The 21111-nt window shown below is 29.5% G+C and carries 23 protein-coding genes; 15 read left to right on the top strand and 8 right to left on the bottom strand.

What is annotated here, in order from left to right; all coding sequences use genetic code 11:
- Window positions 1–38: 38 nt before the first annotated feature.
- Both CXF68_RS12640 and CXF68_RS12645 read right to left on the bottom strand, forming a co-directional pair.
- On the bottom strand, window positions 39–260 hold the full coding sequence (locus CXF68_RS12640) for a DUF2795 domain-containing protein (RefSeq protein WP_028889331.1): 222 nt from the start codon (window positions 258–260) through the stop codon (window positions 39–41).
- A gap of 103 nt (window positions 261–363) precedes the next feature.
- Entirely contained in the window at window positions 364–936 is a 573-nt protein-coding gene (locus tag CXF68_RS12645; protein ID WP_101045207.1) for a cob(I)yrinic acid a,c-diamide adenosyltransferase, read from the bottom strand.
- A 594-nt stretch (window positions 937–1530) separates the two neighbouring features.
- On the opposite strand from CXF68_RS12645, the gene dnaA reads away from it, so the two are divergent.
- The 5 genes from dnaA (at window position 1531) to CXF68_RS12670 (ending at window position 5345) form a co-directional block, all read left to right on the top strand.
- On the top strand, window positions 1531–2955 hold the full coding sequence (dnaA, locus tag CXF68_RS12650) for a chromosomal replication initiator protein DnaA (protein WP_101045208.1): 1425 nt from the start codon (window positions 1531–1533) through the stop codon (window positions 2953–2955).
- 2 nt (window positions 2956–2957) lie between these two features.
- Window positions 2958–3413 (top strand): low molecular weight protein-tyrosine-phosphatase, encoded by a 456-nt coding sequence (locus CXF68_RS12655; protein WP_198553815.1) that lies wholly within the window; start codon window positions 2958–2960, stop codon window positions 3411–3413.
- Window positions 3414–4121: an SAM-dependent methyltransferase gene (locus tag CXF68_RS12660; protein ID WP_101045210.1), complete on the top strand. Its 708-nt coding sequence runs from the start codon at window positions 3414–3416 to the stop codon at window positions 4119–4121.
- A 103-nt stretch (window positions 4122–4224) separates the two neighbouring features.
- Entirely contained in the window at window positions 4225–4641 is a 417-nt protein-coding gene (locus CXF68_RS12665; protein WP_101045211.1) for a transposase, read from the top strand.
- A gap of 20 nt (window positions 4642–4661) precedes the next feature.
- Complete coding sequence (locus tag CXF68_RS12670) at window positions 4662–5345, top strand: IS3 family transposase (protein ID WP_232771653.1); 684 nt, start codon at window positions 4662–4664, stop codon at window positions 5343–5345.
- A gap of 132 nt (window positions 5346–5477) precedes the next feature.
- Here CXF68_RS12670 and CXF68_RS21005 read toward each other — a convergent pair whose 3' ends face one another.
- From CXF68_RS21005 to dapF, 4 genes are all read right to left on the bottom strand, one after another.
- Window positions 5478–6059, bottom strand: coding sequence for a peptidoglycan-binding protein LysM (locus CXF68_RS21005; RefSeq protein WP_101047509.1), 582 nt, complete (start codon window positions 6057–6059; stop codon window positions 5478–5480).
- A 450-nt stretch (window positions 6060–6509) separates the two neighbouring features.
- On the bottom strand, window positions 6510–7538 hold the full coding sequence (gene mltG, locus CXF68_RS12680) for an endolytic transglycosylase MltG (protein ID WP_101045213.1): 1029 nt from the start codon (window positions 7536–7538) through the stop codon (window positions 6510–6512).
- The gene (locus CXF68_RS12685; protein ID WP_101045214.1) at window positions 7531–8055 is read right to left on the bottom strand and encodes a GNAT family N-acetyltransferase; all 525 of its coding nucleotides are present in this window, start codon (window positions 8053–8055) and stop codon (window positions 7531–7533) included. Before CXF68_RS12685 ends, mltG begins: the two co-directional genes overlap by 8 nt.
- Window positions 8055–8828, bottom strand: a complete 774-nt coding sequence (dapF, locus tag CXF68_RS12690; protein WP_101045215.1) for a diaminopimelate epimerase — start codon at window positions 8826–8828, stop codon at window positions 8055–8057. The genes CXF68_RS12685 and dapF overlap by 1 nt, the downstream gene beginning before the upstream one ends.
- Before the next feature lie 133 nt (window positions 8829–8961).
- On the opposite strand from dapF, the gene CXF68_RS12695 reads away from it, so the two are divergent.
- The 9 genes from CXF68_RS12695 (at window position 8962) to CXF68_RS12735 (ending at window position 19434) form a co-directional block, all read left to right on the top strand.
- Entirely contained in the window at window positions 8962–10341 is a 1380-nt protein-coding gene (locus tag CXF68_RS12695) for a trypsin-like peptidase domain-containing protein (protein ID WP_101045216.1), read from the top strand.
- 187 nt (window positions 10342–10528) lie between these two features.
- Complete coding sequence (locus tag CXF68_RS12700; RefSeq protein ID WP_101045217.1) at window positions 10529–11971, top strand: glyceraldehyde-3-phosphate dehydrogenase; 1443 nt, start codon at window positions 10529–10531, stop codon at window positions 11969–11971.
- Between the two features lie 96 nt (window positions 11972–12067).
- Window positions 12068–12442: a hypothetical protein gene (locus tag CXF68_RS12705; protein WP_101045218.1), complete on the top strand. Its 375-nt coding sequence runs from the start codon at window positions 12068–12070 to the stop codon at window positions 12440–12442.
- Window positions 12443–12564: 122 nt separating this feature from the next.
- The gene (locus CXF68_RS12710) at window positions 12565–13128 is read left to right on the top strand and encodes a hypothetical protein (RefSeq protein ID WP_101045220.1); all 564 of its coding nucleotides are present in this window, start codon (window positions 12565–12567) and stop codon (window positions 13126–13128) included.
- A gap of 1 nt (window position 13129) precedes the next feature.
- Window positions 13130–13594, top strand: a complete 465-nt coding sequence (locus CXF68_RS12715; protein WP_101045221.1) for a DinB family protein — start codon at window positions 13130–13132, stop codon at window positions 13592–13594.
- Window positions 13595–15589, top strand: coding sequence for an NAD-dependent DNA ligase LigA (ligA, locus tag CXF68_RS12720; protein ID WP_101045222.1), 1995 nt, complete (start codon window positions 13595–13597; stop codon window positions 15587–15589).
- Between the two features lie 426 nt (window positions 15590–16015).
- Window positions 16016–17878: an Ig-like domain-containing protein gene (locus CXF68_RS12725; RefSeq protein WP_101045223.1), complete on the top strand. Its 1863-nt coding sequence runs from the start codon at window positions 16016–16018 to the stop codon at window positions 17876–17878.
- 164 nt (window positions 17879–18042) lie between these two features.
- Window positions 18043–18699 (top strand): lysoplasmalogenase, encoded by a 657-nt coding sequence (locus CXF68_RS12730; RefSeq protein ID WP_101045224.1) that lies wholly within the window; start codon window positions 18043–18045, stop codon window positions 18697–18699.
- A gap of 9 nt (window positions 18700–18708) precedes the next feature.
- On the top strand, window positions 18709–19434 hold the full coding sequence (locus CXF68_RS12735; protein ID WP_101045225.1) for a YafY family protein: 726 nt from the start codon (window positions 18709–18711) through the stop codon (window positions 19432–19434).
- A 239-nt stretch (window positions 19435–19673) separates the two neighbouring features.
- Here the strand turns inward: CXF68_RS12735 and CXF68_RS12740 are convergent, their stop codons facing one another.
- Window positions 19674–19889, bottom strand: coding sequence for a hypothetical protein (locus CXF68_RS12740; protein ID WP_101045226.1), 216 nt, complete (start codon window positions 19887–19889; stop codon window positions 19674–19676).
- 309 nt (window positions 19890–20198) lie between these two features.
- On the opposite strand from CXF68_RS12740, the gene CXF68_RS12745 reads away from it, so the two are divergent.
- On the top strand, window positions 20199–20657 hold the full coding sequence (locus CXF68_RS12745) for a GyrI-like domain-containing protein (protein ID WP_101045227.1): 459 nt from the start codon (window positions 20199–20201) through the stop codon (window positions 20655–20657).
- Between the two features lie 63 nt (window positions 20658–20720).
- On the opposite strand, the gene CXF68_RS12750 is transcribed toward CXF68_RS12745, so the two are convergent.
- A complete protein-coding gene (locus CXF68_RS12750; RefSeq protein WP_101045228.1) occupies window positions 20721–21110 on the bottom strand; it encodes a DoxX family protein in 390 nt (129 codons plus the stop codon).
- Window position 21111 lies beyond the last annotated feature (1 nt).

Below are 21111 nucleotides of genomic sequence, written 5' to 3' on the forward strand. Positions count from 1 at the left end.
AAAAAAGCCTCTAAAGAGAGACTTTTTTATGTGTTTGTTTAATATTCGTCTTCGTTCCAAAGATAATCTTCTTCGGTCGGATAGTCTGGCCAAATTTCGATTATCGAATCGTATGAGTCTCCTTCATCTTCAATATCTTGTAAATTTTCAACCACTTCTAAGGGTGCACCTGTACGAATAGCGTAATCGATTAGTTCGTCTTTAGTTGCAGGCCAAGGTGCATCTGCTAAATATGATGCTAGTTCAAGTGTCCAATACATTTCTTTATCTGTTTAAATAAGATTTTCGCAAAAATAATTTTTTTTTTTAAAAAAGCAAGTTTTTTTTTAAAAATGTTGAGTCAATAAAAAAAAGAACTTAATGTTACAGTTTTTCAGGAATCCATTTAACCTCCTCTGCTTTTAAGTCTTGGGTCAATTTTCGTGCCAGTACAAAAAGATAGTCAGAAAGGCGGTTTAAATACATTAAAACAACACTATTAACATGTTCTTCTTCATTTAAAGCTACTGATAAACGTTCAGCTCTACGACAGACGCAACGAGCTATGTGACAAAATGACACGGCTTGATGACCTCCAGGTAAAATAAAATGAGTCATTTGAGGTAAGCTTTTATTCATTAAATCAATCTCGTCTTCTAAAAATTGAATAGAAGTGTCTGTTATTTTATGAATATTCAATCTTTCTTTACCATTTTTTAAAGTTTCCTTTTCAGGAGGAGTTGCAAGCATAGCTCCCAATATAAATAAATCACTTTGAATTTTTGAAAGGTTTGATTTTAAGAAATCTTCAGTGTTAAGATCTCTTACTAATCCAATATATGAATTTAATTCATCTACTGTGCCGTAGCTTTCTATTCGTAAATGGTGTTTAGGTACTCGTGTACCTCCAAAAAGAGCCGTAGTTCCTTTATCACCAGTTTTTGTATATATTTTCATTAAATTTCAGTGATTTAGTTATTTTGTAAATTTAGTTTTTCTATAGATATAATTTAAGGTAACCTATTATTTTTTTTTAGTAATGAACTTATAAACATTAAAATGTGTTATCTGTGTAAATAATTGGTTGATATATTTATTTGTTTTATGCTTAAAAGAAAATTTAATAGAAGGTGTTTTTTAGTGAATTATAAAGATTGTTTTGTATATTATATAAGGAATTTTTTATTTCATTAAATAAAAATGAAGTTACTTGTAATGTTGCATTATTTTGTTTATATTTTGATGTGTAATATTCAGTTATATAATAAGTTACTTTTATGTGGTCTTTGTTATTCTATCATGTTTTACTGAGAATAAAGCACTTGTTTAGTTTTTTTAACTATATAAAACAAGGTGATGGTTGTGCTTTTTTATAAAAAGCATACTACATTATATTTAGAAATAACATTACGTAAATAATAATTAAAAACCAATAGTGATTTGATTTTTTTATACTGAATTTTATTCACATTTTTGTTAACCCAAATAAGCGTATTTGGAGTCCCCAAAAAACTGAGTAAAAATTAACAACTAAAACTGTTTTAAACCAACATGATTAAAACTGCTGATTCAGTATGGAAGGAATGTTTATCTTTTATAAAAGATAATATTAAACCTCAAGCATACAAAACTTGGTTTGAGCCAATTAAACCGATTAAACTAGCAGGGGAAGCCCTTACTGTTCAAGTGCCAAGTAGATTTTTCTACGAATGGTTAGAAGAGCATTATATTAAATTATTAAGAGTTGCTTTGGTTAGAGAATTGGGGAGTGATGCAAAATTAATTTATGATGTGCGTATGGAAAATACGTATAGTAGTAATAGTCCACAAACGGTTAAAATTCCTAGTTCGAATCGTAACCCGTTAAAACCACAAAGAGTAACTATTCCTTTAGAATCTAAAAGAGAGTTAAAAAATCCTTTTATTATTCCTGGTTTACAAAAGGTGAAAATTGAATCTCAATTAAACCCTAATTACAATTTTGAAAATTTTATTGAGGGAGACGCAAATAGACTAGCTCGATCTGCAGGTATGGCTGTTGCTAATAAACCTGGAGGGACATCATTTAACCCATTATTAATATATGGAGGAGTAGGTTTAGGTAAAACACATTTATCTCATGCTATTGGAGTTGAGATTAAAGATAAATATCCAGATAAAACAGTTTTGTATATTTCTTCAGAGAAATTTACACAGCAATTTATAGATTCAGTTAAATCAAACACAAGAAATGATTTTATTCATTTCTATCAAATGATTGACGTGTTAATTATTGATGATGTTCAATTTTTATCAGGTAAATCAGGTACTCAAGATGTGTTTTTTCATATATTTAATCATTTACATCAAAATGGAAAACAGGTAATTTTAACTTCGGATAAAGCACCTGTTGATATGCAAGATATTGAACAACGTTTGTTATCTCGTTTTAAATGGGGGTTATCTGCAGAGCTACAAGCTCCCGACTTTGAAACGCGTATTTCTATACTTCAAAATAAATTATATAGAGATGGTGTTGAAATGCCAGAAGAAATAGTTGAATATATTGCTAAGAATATTAAATCTAATGTTCGAGAATTAGAAGGTGTTATTATTTCTATGATTGCTCAAGCTTCTTTTAATAGAAAAGAATTTAGTGTTGAGTTAGCAAAAGAGATCGTCGATAAGTTTGTTAAGAATACTAAAAGAGAAGTTTCAATTGATTATATTCAAAAAGTGGTATCTAAATATTTTGATATGGATGTTGCTACTTTACAATCTAAAACACGTAAAAGACACATTGTTCAGGCACGTCAATTAGCAATGTTTTTTGCTAAACGTATGACTAAATCTTCATTAGCAAGTATTGGTAGTCAAATAGGTAAAAGAGATCATGCTACAGTATTGCACGCTTGTAAGACTGTTGATAATTTAACAGAGACAGATAAGCAATTTAAGAAGTATGTTGAAGATTTAACTAAGAAATTAACAATGTAATTATGAAAAAAATACTAATGGTTTGTTTGGGGAATATTTGTCGTTCTCCATTAGCTGAAGGTATTTTACAGTCTAAATTATCTGCTGATTCTTTTGAGATTGATTCTGCAGGTACTGCAGGATATCATGTAGGTGAATTACCAGATAAAAGATCGATAGCTGTTGCAAGAGAATATGGAGTTGATATTACAAATCAACGATCAAGAAAATTTGTGAAATCAGATTTTAAAGATTTCGATTTAATTTTTGCTATGGATGAGAGTAATTATGATAACATCATTTCGATGATAGATGATAATAATGATGTTCCAAAAGTAAAGCTTATTTTAAATGAATTATATCCATCTGAAGATAGAAGTGTACCAGACCCATATTATGGGGGTGATCAAGGTTTTGAAAATGTATATAAAATGTTAGATGAAGCTTGTGAAAATATAGCATCAAAATTAGAAAACTAAATGAAAGGTAAATTATACTTAATACCAACAACATTAGGAGATACTGAACCTTTAGAGGTAATGCCTATATCTGTTAAAAAAGTAATTGAGCATCTTGATTTTTTTATTGTAGAAAATGAAAAATCAGCAAGAAGATTTATAAAAAGAATTACACCTAATAAAGCACAACCATCTTTAGAGTTATTATTATTAGATAAGTATTCTAATGATATTGAAATTCAAAATTACTTAGATACATGCGATAAAGGGGTTTCAATTGGTTTGTTGTCAGAAGCAGGTGTTCCTGCGGTTGCAGATCCTGGAGCAAGTATTGTAAAGTTGGCACATGAAAAAGGAATTCAAGTGGTACCTTTAGTTGGGCCATGTTCAATTTTAATGGCTATGATGGGATCAGGAATGAATGGTCAAAATTTTGCGTTTAATGGTTATCTACCTATTGATAAATCAGATAGGAAAAGAACAATTAAAGAATTAGAAAAAATTTCGAGAGATAAAAATCAATCTCAAATCTTTATAGAGACACCGTATCGAAACGAGAAAATGCTAGATGATTTACGAGCTACTTTATCACCAGATACGAGAGTTTGTGTAGCTTGTGATATAACGCTTCCGTCAGAATACATAAAAACATTTACGATAAAGGAGTGGGGAAATATAAAAACAGATTTACATAAACGACCAACTATTTTTATAGTACATAAATCATAAAAAAAAGACAGCTTAATTAAGCTGTCTTTTTTTTATGTAAAATATGTCTCGCCCTGAAATAGCGTTACACTAAAAACTTAGTATACAGAAAAACTCAGTAAATTTGGGTTATGTAAAGCGTACACAAAAAGATTATTCGATTTCTTTTAAACTTCAATTAGTTTCAGAAATAGAACAAGGATTTCTTACAAAGAGTCAAGCAAAAGTTAAATACGGTATTCAAGCGGGTTCAACGATTCTTAATTGGTTAAAAAAATATGGTAACTTTGATTGGGAACATGAATCTATTACTGCTATGTCAAAAACACCTGAACAAAAAATATTAGAACTTGAAGCAAAGATTAAATTGCTAGAGAAACAAAAGAACCGAGCAGAGCATTTAGCTGAACGAGCTGATAAAAAAGTTATCATCTTTGATATGCTAGTTGATTTAGCAGAAAAAGAATATAGTATTGATATCAGAAAAAATTACACACCCGAGTTATCGATTTCTACAAAGCGGAACGCAAAGAAACATTAGTTTCTTCCTGTGAATTACTCGTGCTAAATAGACAGGTATACTATCTATCTGTAAAAAGATCAAAACACAAAAGAGCTTTAGCGCGGCAGGTGCTATGTTTAGTAAATGAAGTTCGTATTAAAATGCCTAAAATAGGAACTCGTAAACTCTATTATTTATTAGAGAATGAACTAAAGGATCTAAAAATAGGGCGCGATAAATTATTTAGAATCTTAAAAGCTAATCAGATGTTGATAAAACCTAAAAGAAGTTATCATATTACTACGGATTCTCATCATCGATTTAGAAAGCATAAAAATCAAATTAAAACCTTAGAAATTAGTAGGCCAGAAGAGGTTTGGGTAAGTGATATCACTTATATAGGAAATCGAAAGAATCTAAGTTATTTAGCTTTAATAACTGACGCGTATTCTAAAAAAATTGTAGGCTATAATGTTTCTAACAGTTTAAATGTATCGGGTTCTTTAGGTGCTTTAGAAATGGCACTAAAAACTAGAAAACACAAACAAGAACCGTTAATTCATCATTCTGATAGAGGATTACAATATTGTGCTAATGATTATCAAAAGCTTTTGATAGATAATAATATATTACCAAGTATGACAGAACAATATGATCCTTATGAAAATGCAATAGCAGAAAGGATTAATGGAATACTCAAACAAGAATTTGATATTGATAAATATGATACGGTTAAAAATTAAAACTGATTTGGTCAAAAATGCAATTAAAAAGAAAAACCTATAAAAACAAGAAAGGTAGCGATATAAAATCACTACCTTTAAATTATTAATCATGTAACGCTATTTCAGGACGTCACAATATAATTTGATATTTTAAATTCGAGGATTTTTATTTGCACTTACATTAGATGTATCATAACCAGCAAATTTTTTCATATAAGATTTTATAGAAGTACCAAAAGCGTCATTAAATTTTAAAGTTCCGTTTGACCGTAAATACTTCTTAACATTTCCGGCACCACTTAAATGAGCGGCTGCTAAAATACCAGATTCAGTAATTTTAGTACCATTAATGGTTTTTCCTACGCTTCGTTTTATATCTTTTCTTAAAATCCATTTATTTACTTTACAATAAGCTATGAAAGCTTTTTCTTGTAACTCTGGAGTTTTAAGGAAGTAAGTGGTATTGTAAATTCTAAATCTCTTTAAAGTTTCTTTTCCAAATTGGTATTTACCTAAATATCCTAGTTTATTTACTACGCGGTATTTACCTTGAGATTCTTTAAAAGCTAAAGCTTCTTTAAAGCCTACGAAATCTTTTAGTAAAAAAGGAATGTTAATGTTTTTAGCAAAATATGCTGTTGGAGTAGTGATATTTTTATCTGTTTTAACACTTAGCGTTTTAAAGCTAGTAAGTGTTATAAATCCGATTAATATAAAACTTAAATACTTGATAGTTAATTACTTTCTGTTTTGCGGGTGCAAATATAAGACAATTATATATTAAAATACTAATAGCCAGTATTGTCTTAAAATGTTATGATTATTGATATCACTATACTTGTTTGTTTTATTTATTGTAAAGTTAGTTTTTTGTTTTTTTTTTTAGTTATTTGACTGTTTTTCAGTTTTTTTTATGTGAATTAAATATTTGTTAATTTTTGTTGATGAAGATAATTTATCTTATGAGTTGCTGTGTTATAGATGTTTAAGAATAATTTAGTAGCTAATCTTATTTTACTTGTTAAAGGTAGCTTTTCTTGCAATGTTTTTATAAAAAAGCATCATTAGTTAACTTATTATGTAAATTAATTAATGATGCTTAAAGTTAGAGTAATATTGTAAGAAAAGATACTATTAAAAAGAATATGAGATAAACTGTATAAATATTTTATCAAGAATAAATTATCTATTTATTCCACGTTCTGTAATCCATCTTTGGTATTTAGTAGCATTTCTATTGTGTTGTGCTAAAGAATTTGCAAAATCATGAAATCCAATTTTTTCAACGCTAGCACACATATAGTAATAATTGTGTTTTTTATAATTTAAAACAGCATCTATAGATGAAACATCAGGCATTGATATTAATGATGGTGGTAAACCTGTATTTTGGTAAGTATTATAAAGAGACTGAATTTTAAGGTCTTTATTTAAAACACGTTTAACAACAAAATCTTGTCCTTTAAGTTCCTTAATCGCGTAAATAACAGTTGGGTCAGCTTGTAGTGGCCAGCTATCTCTTAATCTATTTAAATACAAACCAGCTACAATTGGGCGCTCGCTTTTTTGAGCTGTTTCTTTTTGAACTATAGAAGCCAAAGTAATAACTTCTTTTTTAGATAAATTCAGCATCTTAGCTTTTTCTAATCTAGCTGTATTCCAAAAGCGATTGTATTCACGTAATATTTTATTACGGAATTTTTCAGCAGAAGTGTTCCAATAAAATTCATAACTATTCGGAATATACATTCCTAAAGCAGTTTTCTCATTAAAATTGTTTTTTGTAAGAAAAGATTTATCTGACATTACTTTTAATAAAGAAATTGAATCAGTTTCAATTTGTTGTGAAATTCTTCCCGCTAATTTCTCTAGAGAGTCTTGATTATTAAAAGATAGTTTTATAGGTGTTTGATTTCCACTTCTAAGTAAATTTACGACATCGTTTAAACTCATACCTTTTTTAAGTAGATATTTACCCCCTTTTGGTTTTGTAAATTTTTTCTTTTCAGCTACCCAAATAAAATTTTCAGGGTTATCAATATAATTAGAGAGTTGTGTTTTTAAATTATTAAATGTATCGTTAGATTTTATGTAAATAGCACCATTTTTAGTGACAGCTTTACTAAAAATCTTTTGATAAAAATTAAAAGCAATAATACCTCCAATTAAAATTACTATGGCAATAATGCCGTATATTATTTTTTTATTCATTGATTAGTTGAAATAAAATTTCGTTTTTATAAATTTTGTTAGTTAAAATCCAATCTTTTTTAACACCTATTTCTTTAAAGTCATGTTTTGTAAAAAGACGAATGCTATTCGTATTGTCATCAGTAATATTTGCGTATAACTGATGTAGTTGTAAATGTGTAAAGCTATAATTAATTAAGAGTTGTAAAGCTTCAGAAGCAAATCCTTTTTGTTGATAATCTGGATGGATTAAAATTCCGATACCAGCCCTTTTATGCTGCGGATTAAAATCAAAAAGATCAATCATGCCAATAGTGTTTGAAGAGAGATTATCTTTTATAGCTAATCGTAATTGTTTAGCTTCGTAAATATCTAAATGTGCATTTTCTAAATATTGTTTTAAAATAAATTTCGAAAATGGAGTTTGTGTATGACTAACTTCCCAAAAAGATTCATTGTTTTCTATTTGAAATAGAAACTTTAAATCTTCTGGTTCAAGAGCTCTTAAATTTATATATGTTCCTTGCAAAGTATTCATTATAAATCAATAGTCCCTTTAAACACACAAACGGCTGGTCCTTTTAGGAAAATATTGGTGTAATCTCCATTTTTTTCATTAAAAGTAACTTCTAACAAACCACCCTCTACAGGTAAGTTAATTGAGGTGTCTGTTGTTTTTTTTGTTGCATACATTGCAATAGCAACTGCAGTAACCCCAGTACCACAAGCTAAAGTTTCATTTTCTACACCTTTTTCGTAGGTCCTAACTCTAAAAGTATTTGAGTTTAGTTGCTCAACAAAATTTACATTACTACCCTTTTCACCGTAAATATTATATCTAATATCTTTTCCTTTTTCAAAAACAGGATAATTATCTAAACTATCTACAACTTCAACATGATGTTGTGTGCCTGTGTTAGCAAAAGTATATCCGTTATTTAATATAAGCTCATTAACATCAATCATTTGTAATGAAACAAGTTTATTTGTGATTTCTGCATAATGTGCACCATCAACAGCAGTGAAAGTTGTTTCAGAATTAATTATATGTAGTTTTTTAGCAAAAGCGACAGCACATCTAGCGCCATTACCACACATTGCTTGGGTGCCGTCAGCATTAAAATAAATCATTTTAAAATCAGTACTAACATCATTTTCTAAAAGAATTAAACCGTCCGCTCCAATACCAAAATGCCTATCGCATAATTCAGTAATTAAAGGAGTGTTGTTTTTTGGAAAGGTTTTTTCACGATTATCAATAATAATAAAATCGTTTCCAGTTCCTTGATATTTATAAAAAGTTGTACTCATATAAAGCAAATATACATATTTTATTGAGTAATAAAGAGTGTTAAAAAGGGGTTAAAATGAGTTAAACAAAGTTAAACAGATTTGTTTAGAATGTTAAAATGTTATCTTTGATTATATTAAATTTTGTAAGAATATGAAAAAAATATTAGGAACATTAGGAATAGCGTTTTTAGGAGGAGTGATATCACTTGCAGGATATAAGGCAATGATAGAGAGCCCTCAAGTAATTGTAGAGAGAAATATAGAACCAACACTACAAACAGTAAAAGCAAATTACACACCGACAGTTATAAATTCATCATCTACGCCAACTGATTTTACTGACGCAGCAGATAAAACTGTACATGCAGTAGTACATGTAAAAAATACTGCTGTAAGAACACAGCAAAATCCGTATGCACGACTTTTTGGAAGAAATGAAACAAGAAAATACGAGCAGGTAGGAACAGGGAGTGGGGTTATAATTTCACCAGATGGTTACATTGTAACAAATAATCATGTAATAGATGGGGCGAGTGAAATTGAAATTACGTTAAATAATAGGAAGAAACTAAAAGCTGTTTTAGTAGGTGCAGATAAAGACAACGATATTGCTTTATTAAAAGTTGAAACAGATGAAGATTTACCAAATTTACCGTTTGGGAATTCTGATAATGCAAAAATAGGAGAATGGGTTCTAGCGGTAGGAAATCCTTATAATTTAACGTCTACAGTTACTGCTGGTATTGTAAGTGCAAAAGGTAGAGATTTAGATGGTAACAGAAATATTGAAGCCTTTATTCAAACAGATGCCGCGGTAAATCCTGGTAATAGTGGAGGAGCGTTAGTAAATACGAGAGGAGAATTAATAGGTATTAACACGGCTATTTCGTCAAAAACAGGCTCTTTTATAGGGTATTCATTTGCAGTGCCATCTAATATAGCTAAAAAGGTAGTAGACGATTTGTTAGAGTATGGTTCAGTACAACAAGCTTTAATAGGATTTAAACCAGATTTTAAAAACACAGAAGAACTACAAGGTGTAAAGATAGCAGAAGTTTTTGAAGATAGTGGCGCAAAAAAAGCAGGATTACAGCAAGGTGATGTTATTATTAAATTAAATGATGTTAAAATTACGAAATATTCTGATTTAAAAGGGCAATTAACGGCTAAACGCCCTGGAGAATCGGTAAACGTAAACATTGATAGAAATGGAGAACTCTTAACCAAGGTTGTTAAGCTTACTAAGGTGATTAAACTGCCAATAAGTAACGTCTTACAGACTGAGTTTGAGAATATAAATTCTGAAGATAAAAAAAGGTTCAATATAAAGGGAGGAGCAAAGATTAAAAGAACTGAAAATAGAGCCTTCAAAGAATTTGAAGTTGGTAAAGGTTATATTTTAACTAAAGTAAATGGTGAAAATATAAGCTCGCCTTTAAATGCTGTTGAATTATTAGATAAAGGCTCTAATAGAAGACTCCTTTTGGAAATGATAAGTCCTTCAGGTCAAATTGAAAGATTTAGGTTTTAATATTAAATTACTTTATTCCTATTTTAATTTATAGAATGATGAATGTTATGAAGATGGTTTATTATTAAGTAATAAAAACTCGTTAAAAATTATTTAACGAGTTTTTTCTTTGGTAAAAACATTTACGAAACCGTTTGAAATACTTATTTTTGCAGCAAATTTTTTAAAATTTAGTTAACACACAACTATGTCAACAATAACAAATTACGAAAAAGAAGTAGTAGATCAAGCCCAAGTTCGAAGAGCTACGGTTGAATTTATTAATATCGTTAATGATTTATGGTACGATAAATCAATAGAATTAGTTTTATTTAGAAATCAATTAGTCGATAAAAGAGCTAGTGAGGTTTTAAATTTAATTGATTATTCGAAAGAGTTTGTCGCTAAACCAATCTTAATTAACGATGCTTTAGAAATTGCAAAAGCAATACAATCAATTGATTTACCTGCATCAAAATTGGATATAGGTAAACTAGCGTACGAATATCAATTACAAGATGATGTTACTGTAGATAAATTAACTTTTGTAAAAAATCAATTAAAAGACGCTACTGAAGCAGAAAGTATTCAGCCAAAAGATGTTGTTTTATATGGTTTTGGTCGTATAGGTCGTTTATTAGCTCGTGAGTTAATGAGTAAAATGGGTAAAGGTTCTCAATTAAGGTTAAGAGCTGTAGTTACTCGTGGAGAAATAAATGAAGCAGTATTAGAGAAAAGAGCATCATTATTAAGTATCGATTCTGTCCATGGTGACTTTTTAGGAACTGTTCAGGTAGATGTGGATAACAATGCATTAATTATAAACGGAACAACAGTATATATGATTTCTGCTGGTAAACCAGAAGATATTGATTATACAACTTACGGAATTAACGATGCATTAATTATAGATAACACAGGTGCTTTTAAAGATAAAGAAGCTTTAAGTCGTCATTTAGTACCAAAGGGAGCAAGTAAAGTTTTATTAACTGCACCAGGAAAAGGAATTCCGAATATTGTACACGGAGTAAATCATTCAGAAAACAACCCTGATAAAGTAGATATATTCTCTGCAGCTTCATGTACTACAAATGCTATTACACCAGTATTAAAAGTATTAGAAGATAATTTCGGTATTAAGAAAGGACACTTAGAAACTATTCATGCATATACTAATGATCAAAATTTAGTAGATAATATGCATAAAAAGTACCGTAGAGGTAGAGCAGCAGCTTTAAATATGGTGATTACCGAAACAGGAGCTGGTAAAGCAGTTGCAAAAGCATTGCCAGCTTTAGAAGGTAAATTAACATCAAATGCTATTAGAGTACCAGTACCAAATGGATCGTTAGCAATTTTAAACTTACAATTAAATTCTACAACTACCGTAGAAGCGGTAAACGCTATAATGAAGCAATATGCTTTAGAAGGTGATTTAGTAGAGCAAATTCAATATTCGGTAAATAATGAATTAGTATCTTCTGATATTGTAGGTACTACAGCCCCATCAATCTTTGATAGCAAGGCAACTATTGTTGATGGAGATACCATCGTAATATATGTTTGGTATGATAATGAATATGGGTATTCTCACCAAGTTATGCGTTTAGCAAAGCATATAGCTAAAGTACGTCGTTATACTTACTATTAAACTAAAGTAATAAACAAGAAAGAAGCTGAGATATTTTTTATTTCAGCTTTTTTTATTATATTCGGAACATATTTAATCCCCTAACGCCCCTAAAATATGAAAAAAGTATTCCCTATACTTTTATTGTTACTTAGTGTAACATCACTATCTTTTTCCCAAGAAATTAACGAATTAAATTTTTTAACATCAGGTAAATGGCTTGTAGAGTCAGTTCAGATTGGTGAAGAAATTCAAAGCTATTCAGAAGATGCTAGTTGGATGGTTTTTCATTCAGATGGAAAATACCAAGTTGTTATGAATAATAACGAAAAGCAAGGTATTTGGAAATTTGAAGAATTAACTAAGGTAATTAAGTTTGAAGGTGATGAGAGTTTAGTAAATGGTTTAAAAGTTGAACTGCTAAATGATAAAGAACTTTTATTCTCAGCTACCGAAGGAGATGTTGTTTATACAATGAAATTAAAAAAATAACATAGTAAATGTATATTGTGTTTAAACCGAAGCTTTCGCTTCGGTTTTTTTGTTGAAAAAAGCTAAGTAATACGTTATTTATACCTGATTTTTTTCCTTAATTTAGCGTAAAATTTTTAAAAATGAAATTACTTTTTTCTTCACTTTTAACAGTGTTATTAATGGCAACAGCAAGTTCTCAATCGAAATTACCATATTATGAGATTCCTGAAGCTTCAGCTGAATTTACAGCAGGTACAGTAGCGAGCAGAATGGTAGATGGTTTAGGTTTCCGTTACTATTGGGCAACAGAAGGTTTAATAGAAAAAGATTTAGGTTTTAAGCCTAATAATGATGCAAGAACAACTATAGAAACCATAAACCATATTCTAGACTTGTCTCAAGTAACTTTAAATGCTGTATTGAATAAATCGAATGGAGAGAAACAACCAGAAATGACATTTACCGAAAAGCGTAAAAAAACATTAGAAAATTTTAAAAAAGCAAGTGATATTTTAAAGTTAAGTAAAGATTTATCGCAATACAAAATAATTTTTGGAGAAAAAGAATTTCCTTTTTGGAATGCAATAAATGGACCAATTGCAGATGCTACTTGGCATGTTGGTCAAATAGTTTCTTTCCGTCGTTCTTCAGGAAATCCATTACCTAAAGGTGTTAGTTTTTTAACAGGGACAGTTAAGAGGTAATATGAATAAAAATAAAATGTTAGTAGCTTTAATGGATGAATACAAAAGAGCATCTAAAGATTATATTAAAGTATTAAGTGATATATCAGAAGAAGATTTTTTAATAGCTAGAGATTATAAAACAGAAGATTCAGATTGTAAGTCAATACAAACAGTAATATTTCATATAATTCAATCAGGTTATACTTATGCAAATTATATACAGTCATTAAGTAATGATACTTGGTTAGAATATAAGTTTCTCATAAATACCACAAAAACAGCTATTCAAGAAATAAAAAAAATGTTGGAATATACTGAAGACTCATTTCATGATAATTGGTATAAAACAAATAAAGAGTTAGAGAAACATTCATTTAAAACACGTTGGAATGTAACTTATGACTTAGAACAATTGTTAGAGCACGCCATTGTACACATATTAAGACACAGAAGACAGGTAGAGAATTTTTTGAAGAAAGATTAAATGACAATAGAAGAAAAAATACAATCGCTTCGCGATGAGTTAAGAATACATAATCATAACTATTATGTGTTAGATAATGCAACTATTTCAGATTATGATTTTGATATTAAGCTGAAAGAATTAGAAGAATTAGAAGCTGAAAACACACAGTTTTTTGATGCGAATTCACCAACACAAAGAGTTGGAGGAGGAATAACAAAGAATTTTGAAACAGTTGTTCATAAAAATAGAATGTACTCTTTAGATAACTCTTATTCTAAAGACGATTTATTAGATTGGGAAAAACGTATTCAAAAAATGTTAGGTTCTGATGATATTGAATATACGTGTGAGCTAAAATATGACGGAGCATCTATCAATTTAACATTTGAAAAAGGACAGTTTGTAAAAGCAGTAACTCGTGGAGATGGTTTTCAAGGCGATAATGTAACAACAAATATTAAAACAATTCGTTCAATTCCGTTAAGTTTAAAATCGGACTTCGTAAGTGATTTTGAGATGCGAGGAGAAATTATTTTACCACTCGCTGGATTTACTAAAATGAATGAAGAGCGTGTAGCGAATGGAGAAGAAGAATATAAGAATCCTAGGAATACTGCAAGCGGTAGTTTGAAATTACAAGATAGTGCAGAAGTAGCAAAACGACCGTTAGATTGTTTATTGTATCAAGTAGTTACAGAAGAACGTAAATATAAAACACATTTTGAGAATTTAGAAAATGCAAGAAAAGTAGGGTTTAAAGTACCTGAAACAATTGCATTGGCAAAATCGATTGAAGAAGTTTTTGATTTTGTAAACCACTGGGATGCTAAACGACATGATTTACCTTACGAAACAGATGGAGTTGTAGTTAAAGTAAACAATTTACAGCAACAAGAAGAGATTGGTTATACATCAAAATCACCACGTTGGGCAATTGCTTATAAATTTAAAGCAGAACAGGTTTCAACCGTATTGCATGAAATAACATACCAAGTAGGACGAACAGGAGCTATAACACCTGTTGCTAATTTAGCCCCAGTGCAATTAGCGGGAACTGTTGTAAAAAGAGCTTCATTACACAATGCTGATCAAATTGAAAAATTAGATATCCGTATAAACGATACCGTTTTTGTAGAAAAAGGAGGAGAGATTATTCCGAAAATTATTGCGGTTGATTTACCTAAAAGACCTAATAATTCTGAGCCTACAATATATGCAACTAATTGCCCTGAATGTAATACTATCTTGGTAAGAAGTGAAGGTGATGCAAAACATTATTGCCCTAATGAATTTGGTTGCGCTCCACAAATTACTGGTAGAATTCAACATTACATCAGTCGTAAAGCGATGGATATTGATGGATTAGGAGGAGAAACTGTTGATTTATTAAGAAAAGAAGGTCTTATTCAAAATTATGCTGATTTATATGACTTAACGGTAGAGCAAGTAATTCCGCTAGAAAGAATGGCAGAGAAATCTGCTCAAAATATGGTAGCAGGAATTTTAAAATCAAAAGAAATTCCGTTTGAAAAAGTCTTGTTTGCTCTAGGAATCCGTTTTGTAGGAGAAACAGTGGCAAAAAAATTGGCAAAGCATTTTAAATCTATAGATAATTTGATGACTGCCGATTTGGAAACGCTAATTTCAGTAGATGAAATAGGAGGTAGGATTGCTCAGAGTATTATCGATTTCTCTAATGATTTAGGGAATATTCAGTTAGTAAGTCGATTAAAATCACACGGAGTACAATTACAGGTTTCTGCAGAAAGTTTAGAAGGTCAAACTGATAAGCTTACAGGAAAAGTATTTGTAGTTTCAGGAGTTTTTCATCAAATGAGTAGAAATGAATTAAAGAAAGCTATTGAAGATAATGGCGGGAAAGTTAGTTCATCAATATCTAAAAAAACAAGTTTTATTATTGCAGGAGATAACATGGGACCAAGTAAGCTAGAGAAAGCTGAAAGTTTAGAAATTCCAATAATTACAGAGCAAAATTTTATTGATATGTTATAGTTCGTTGATACATTTGTTAAGTATTTTGATATATAATAGAGCATTCATTAATGAATGCTCTATTTTTTTTAATATGCATAATGAAATAACTAACGATATTGTTTGTTATCATACTAAAGGTTTTTATTTTGGTTGTTTAATCTACTGTAAATTATACATAGTGAGGTTAATGAATTAAAAAAAATGTAATTATGGTTTGTTAACAAAAGCTGTTTTATGCGATAAAGTGTTGTTTGTGGATTTTTTGTTGCTGTTTGTAGATTTATTTTTTTTAAAAGGACAAATAGTAAAAACTTTGTATAAACAAATAGTTAAAGCGATTATAGCTTTTGTCATAAGTAAAAATAATTTTTATTATAATAATTTTATTAAAAAAACATAACGTCTATAGAAAAAACTACGTAACCCCCCAAAAATCTATACATTATGAAATTATTAAAAAGCATTACAGTTTCTGCTATAATATTTATTATGCTTTTTTCCTGTAGTAGCAACGAAAATTTTGTTGATAAAAATTTAGCTTTAGAACCAGAAAAATCTACTGGAGGTTCGGCTGTAAATGCAAGAACTACAACGCTTGAAAAACCTGTTATTCTTGGTTATTTTCCTTCGTGGTCAGAGAGTTTTCCAGCCGCAAATGGAGGAACAAAATTAAGAGATATTCCAGAACACGTAACTCATGTTTTTTTAGCATTTGCAAAACCTAATTTAACATATCAAAAAGGATCTCTTGATATTACTGGTACAGGAATTCAAACTCCTTATGAAGGAGATATTTTAAAAGAATCTGTAGCTGCTTTAAAATCTAAAGGAACAAAAGTAATTCTATCAATAGGAGGAGAAACTTATTGGGGTTCAGATGCTGCTTATGATATTAATTATCAACAAATTAAAGATTTGGTAGATGATATGGGGTTTGAAGGGATTGATTGGGATTTTGAGCCTAACGGAAGTTTTGCTACAATAGGGAGTCCAATTAATGTACAACGATTTAAAGATTTTTTTATAAACTCTAGAGCAATTATGCCTAAGGGTGAATATTTATTAGCCTGTGCACCTGCTGGAGTTGGTGCTTTGGGAGGATTAAATAATGATGATTCTACTTCTCCTTTTGCTTATAGTAAAAGAAATACGGTTACAGGCGAGTCAGATGCAGGATTATACAGTGCAACATCACCTAATGAAGCTATTAGTTTATATGGTTTTGCAACTACAGGTCATATGATTCCAGTATTGAAAGCTGTTGGAGATAAAATAGATCTAATAGCTTATCAAGGATATAATACGGGAGCAGCAAGTAATAGAAAAATAATGTATGATTCATATAAGTATTATGCAAATATATACGGGTTTGCTATTGCAGCAGGAACACATTTTCCGAATGAACCATGGGGGCCATATTATACCTATACTTATCAGAATATGGCAGATCTTTCTGGGCATATTGCTGCGAGTAATAGCAACAATGATGGTGTAATGATATGGCAATTACTATTAGGTGCAAATAATTCTTCAGCTTACGGATATTTATATACAGCAAGTCAGGTACTTGGTGGAGTTTCTCAATCACAAGCAATTGCAAATGCTGAAAATTACCCTAGATCTCCTTATACAGACGGCGGTAGTACTGATGGTAATGGATGTAGCACTGCTCAATGGTTAGTATCAAAAGCATATACAGAAGGGCAAGAGGCTTCGTATCAAAATAAACTTTATAAAGCTAAATGGTGGACAAAAGGAGATGTTCCTTCTGAAAATACAAAAAGTGGGCAGCCTTGGGAGTATCTTCAAGATTGCGGAGACGGTACAGGTGGTGGAACTACTAATGTAACACCTTCAGTAACTTTAACAGCACCTTCTAATAATACTTCGGTAACAGAAGGAGATACTGTGTTGTTATCAGCTACAGCATCAGATAGTGATGGTAGTGTTGTTAAAGTAGAGTTTTTTACAGGAACTACTAAATTAGGAGAAGATACCACAAGTCCGTATGCTTTTAGTTGGTCAAATGTAGTGGAAGGTAATTATACTGTAACAGCATTAGCAACTGATAATGATGGAGCAAATACAACTTCAGAACCAATTACCATAACTGTTGATGTATCTACAGGAGGAACTGGAGGTTCTTCATGTGTTGGTATTTCAGCATGGAAAGTATACCCTGTAATATATAATACAGGAGATAGAGTTGTATATAATAATACTATATATGAAGCACAAACAGGTCCTATTTGGATAACTCCAGGTAGCGGAGAGCACTGGTGGAAAACGATCGGTCCTTGTAAGTAAAAAAGAGTTTTATATTCTATTAGTTTTAACCTCAATAATGATTATTATCATTATTGAGGTTTTTATTTATGTAAATCTAAAAAAAAATATTCTATTAGTTTTACATAGACTATTCTGATTTTAGTATTTACTTTTGTGTTAATAATTTACTAAAAACATTTTTTATGACCAAACAAACAAAAATTACAGTAGCATCAATCGTGTTTTTATTAGTTGCTATTACTGATATCTATGCAGTTATCATTCAAAATAAAAGTTTAGAATTTATTTTTAAACCTTTACTAATGACAACGTTAGTGATTGTCTATTTGTTATCGGTTAAAAAAGCTAATTTTTGGTTGGTTTCAGCATTGTTTTTCTCTTTTTGGGGAGATGTATTTTTATTAGATAAAACCAATTATTTTGTATTTGGGTTAGGGTCATTTTTAATAGCACATATTATGTATATAAAAATGACAACTAAATTTTTAAAAACAGCATCAATTGTTAAAATATTAAAAACATCAATTGTTTTTGTAGCACTATTTTCAGTTGTATTATTTTTAATAAAAGATAATTTAGGAGAAATGTTAGTACCTGTAATTGTATATGGAATTGCAATTTCTACTTTTGGTACCTGCACATTGTTAAATTATTTACAAGAAAAATCTACAGCTAACACTTGGTTGTTATTAGGAAGTATTTTATTTATAGCATCAGATAGCTTAATTGCTTTAAATAATTTTTACAGTCCAAAGCATTTTTTCGATATTGCTATTATTACATTATATGTTGTTTCTCAGTATTTAATAGTAAAAGCAGTGATTTTAAAGAAAGTATAATTTTTTAAAATGGAAAAACCAAGAATTTCTAGATTATCACAAATTGTAACAATATTACAATCTAAGCGATTAATTACAGCAAGAGAATTAGCAGAGAAATTTAATGTAAGTATTCGAACGATTTATAGAGATATTAGAACGTTAGAAAGTTCAGGAATACCAGTTGTTACAGAAGAAGGAAAAGGTTATTTTTTACAAGAAGGGTATCAATTACCACCTATAATGTTTTCTGAAGAAGAAGCAAATGCTTTAATTACAGCAGAGCAGTTAATTTTAAAAAATAAAGACGCTTCTTTTGTTGATAATTATACAAATGCTATTACTAAAATTAAAGCTGTTCTAAAATATTCACAAAAAGATAGGGCAGATTTATTATCTAAAAGAATTGTATTTCGGTTTAATCAAGAAAAAGAAAAATCGAGTAATCATTTAATGAAATTGCAAACAGCAATCACTAATTTTCAGTTATTAGAAATTGAATACCATTCGCTTCAAAAAAACACAACAAAAAGAATAGTAGAACCATTTGCGATGTATAGTACTAATTTAAATTGGCTATTAATTGCTTTTTGTAGATTACGTAATGAGTTTAGAGCTTTTCGAATAGATTGCATTACTAATATGAGAAATACAGAAAGTAATTTTGAACCACATGATATGAGCTTAGAAGAATATTTTAAAATTTGTGAAGAAAAATATAAGGCAGATGTTGATAAGGCTAATCTAGCGAATTAGGTGAGGAGCTAATGCATGTGCTGATTAAAAATAAGTAAAATTATAAACATTTATTTTTACTTAAACAGATTTTAGGGAATGTACAATAAATTAAATTCAACTATAATAAAGCATAATTTAAACCTTTATATTATTTATATACTGGTTAATGTATTTATAGGTAATGTTTCGATTAGGTTTTATTTAGATGAAATGCCCATCGTATACGATGTGTTAATTAACACCTCTATATTAATCGTTCATTCTTTTGCTTTCATTAAAATATCAAAAAAGAAACAGCTACAATCTAAATTTAAAATAGTGTTGGTTTCGGTAAGTATTTGTCTTTTTGTTTTATTATTAGTTTGCATGTTTACTGCAATTTCAATGAGACTTTCAACAGATAGTATACTTACGGCGGGATTAAAAGGTATATCTGTTGTTTTTTTATTTGCTATTGTTTTTTCTTCCCCCATTTTGATACTACTTTCTTTATGGAATTATATGTGTTTAAAAAAATTAGTTGAAGTGAAACTACAACAAATAGATAATTGAGTTTAAAATTACATAAATTATTCATCCTATGGGTTATGTAATAGTTTGATTTTTAGGTAATAGAGCGCGATAAGTCGAGATAGGCTAGAGTAATTACTTTTACTTATAGAATTGTACAGAGATATAGTTTTATAAGATTGTTTTAATTTTTGAAAAAAAACAGAACTACCCCTGACACTCCTTTGTCATAACTCACTTTTACTTTTGTATAAATATTAAAAAATATAAAAATGAATACATTAAAGAAAGAAGGATTTTATGTAGTTGGAATTTCAATTAGAACGACCAATGAAAACGGACAAGCAATGCAAGATATTCCTAAATTATGGCAGAAATTTATGTCAGATAACTTAATAGATAAAGTTACGAATAGACTTGAGGATAGTACGTATGCTGTATATACTGACTATGAAAGTGATCATACAAAACCTTACACAATGATTTTAGGATATAAAGTAAGTGATATTGAAAATGTTCCTTTGGGGTTTGTAGGTAAGGAAATTGAAACAGCTAATTATCAGAAATATGTGGCAAAAGGAGATTTAACAAAAAATGCTGTAGTAGAAGAGTGGATAAAAATATGGGAATCTGATCTTAAACGTACTTACGTGTCAGATTTTGAAGTGTATGGAGAAAAGGCACAGAACCCTACTGATGGAGAAGCAGAAATTTACATAAATGTAAAATAATAGAAGTACTTAAAAGCAGTTTTATGTAATTTAAAGCTGCTTTTTAAGTAAATAAATTATAATTTAAAATTTTCTTTTAATAAAGGGGATATAGTTTTTATTAAAAAACAATAAAAAAGCACCAGAAATAAATGTGATTATTGCACTAAAAAATAAAAGTCCATTATCGTTATTATGATTTATTCCTAATTTTGTTAAGTGGCCTATAATTGCCCCCCCCATTAGTCCGACAGTTAAAATAGCTCCTAACCAAGTTTTTTTTGGTACAAATAATAAAATTGAAGCAATTAGCTCTAAGATACCAGTTCCTATTCTAACAAAAGCTTCGTTATTTCCTGCTATTTTTGTAAATAGGTTAACACTCTCTTCAGCTCCTGTAAATTTAAAAAACAATGTTTGTAGCATTATAAATGCAGCGATAATTTTTAATATTAAAGGAAAATATTTTTTCATT

The sequence above is a fragment of the Tenacibaculum sp. Bg11-29 genome, from assembly GCF_002836595.1.
Taxonomy (GTDB): domain Bacteria; phylum Bacteroidota; class Bacteroidia; order Flavobacteriales; family Flavobacteriaceae; genus Polaribacter.

Excerpts from the sequence above, each read along its gene's own strand:
- dnaA (WP_101045208.1), top strand. The coding sequence starts at position 1,531 with ATGATTAAAACTGCTGATTCAGTATGGAAGGAATGTTTATCTTTTATA.
- mltG (WP_101045213.1), bottom strand. The coding sequence starts at position 7,538 with ATGAATAAAAAAATAATATACGGCATTATTGCCATAGTAATTTTAATT.
- CXF68_RS12735 (WP_101045225.1), top strand. The coding sequence starts at position 18,709 with ATGGAAAAACCAAGAATTTCTAGATTATCACAAATTGTAACAATATTA.
- dapF (WP_101045215.1), bottom strand. The coding sequence starts at position 8,828 with ATGAGTACAACTTTTTATAAATATCAAGGAACTGGAAACGATTTTATT.
- CXF68_RS12750 (WP_101045228.1), bottom strand. The coding sequence starts at position 21,110 with ATGAAAAAATATTTTCCTTTAATATTAAAAATTATCGCTGCATTTATA.
- CXF68_RS12745 (WP_101045227.1), top strand. The coding sequence starts at position 20,199 with ATGAATACATTAAAGAAAGAAGGATTTTATGTAGTTGGAATTTCAATT.
- CXF68_RS12645 (WP_101045207.1), bottom strand. The coding sequence starts at position 936 with ATGAAAATATATACAAAAACTGGTGATAAAGGAACTACGGCTCTTTTT.
- CXF68_RS12705 (WP_101045218.1), top strand. The coding sequence starts at position 12,068 with ATGAAAAAAGTATTCCCTATACTTTTATTGTTACTTAGTGTAACATCA.
- CXF68_RS12685 (WP_101045214.1), bottom strand. The coding sequence starts at position 8,055 with ATGAATACTTTGCAAGGAACATATATAAATTTAAGAGCTCTTGAACCA.
- CXF68_RS12725 (WP_101045223.1), top strand. The coding sequence starts at position 16,016 with ATGAAATTATTAAAAAGCATTACAGTTTCTGCTATAATATTTATTATG.
- CXF68_RS12730 (WP_101045224.1), top strand. The coding sequence starts at position 18,043 with ATGACCAAACAAACAAAAATTACAGTAGCATCAATCGTGTTTTTATTA.
- CXF68_RS12695 (WP_101045216.1), top strand. The coding sequence starts at position 8,962 with ATGAAAAAAATATTAGGAACATTAGGAATAGCGTTTTTAGGAGGAGTG.
- CXF68_RS12660 (WP_101045210.1), top strand. The coding sequence starts at position 3,414 with ATGAAAGGTAAATTATACTTAATACCAACAACATTAGGAGATACTGAA.
- CXF68_RS12655 (WP_198553815.1), top strand. The coding sequence starts at position 2,958 with ATGAAAAAAATACTAATGGTTTGTTTGGGGAATATTTGTCGTTCTCCA.
- CXF68_RS12710 (WP_101045220.1), top strand. The coding sequence starts at position 12,565 with ATGAAATTACTTTTTTCTTCACTTTTAACAGTGTTATTAATGGCAACA.
- CXF68_RS12715 (WP_101045221.1), top strand. The coding sequence starts at position 13,130 with ATGAATAAAAATAAAATGTTAGTAGCTTTAATGGATGAATACAAAAGA.
- CXF68_RS12740 (WP_101045226.1), bottom strand. The coding sequence starts at position 19,889 with ATGGGGGAAGAAAAAACAATAGCAAATAAAAAAACAACAGATATACCT.
- CXF68_RS12700 (WP_101045217.1), top strand. The coding sequence starts at position 10,529 with ATGTCAACAATAACAAATTACGAAAAAGAAGTAGTAGATCAAGCCCAA.
- CXF68_RS12640 (WP_028889331.1), bottom strand. The coding sequence starts at position 260 with ATGTATTGGACACTTGAACTAGCATCATATTTAGCAGATGCACCTTGG.
- ligA (WP_101045222.1), top strand. The coding sequence starts at position 13,595 with ATGACAATAGAAGAAAAAATACAATCGCTTCGCGATGAGTTAAGAATA.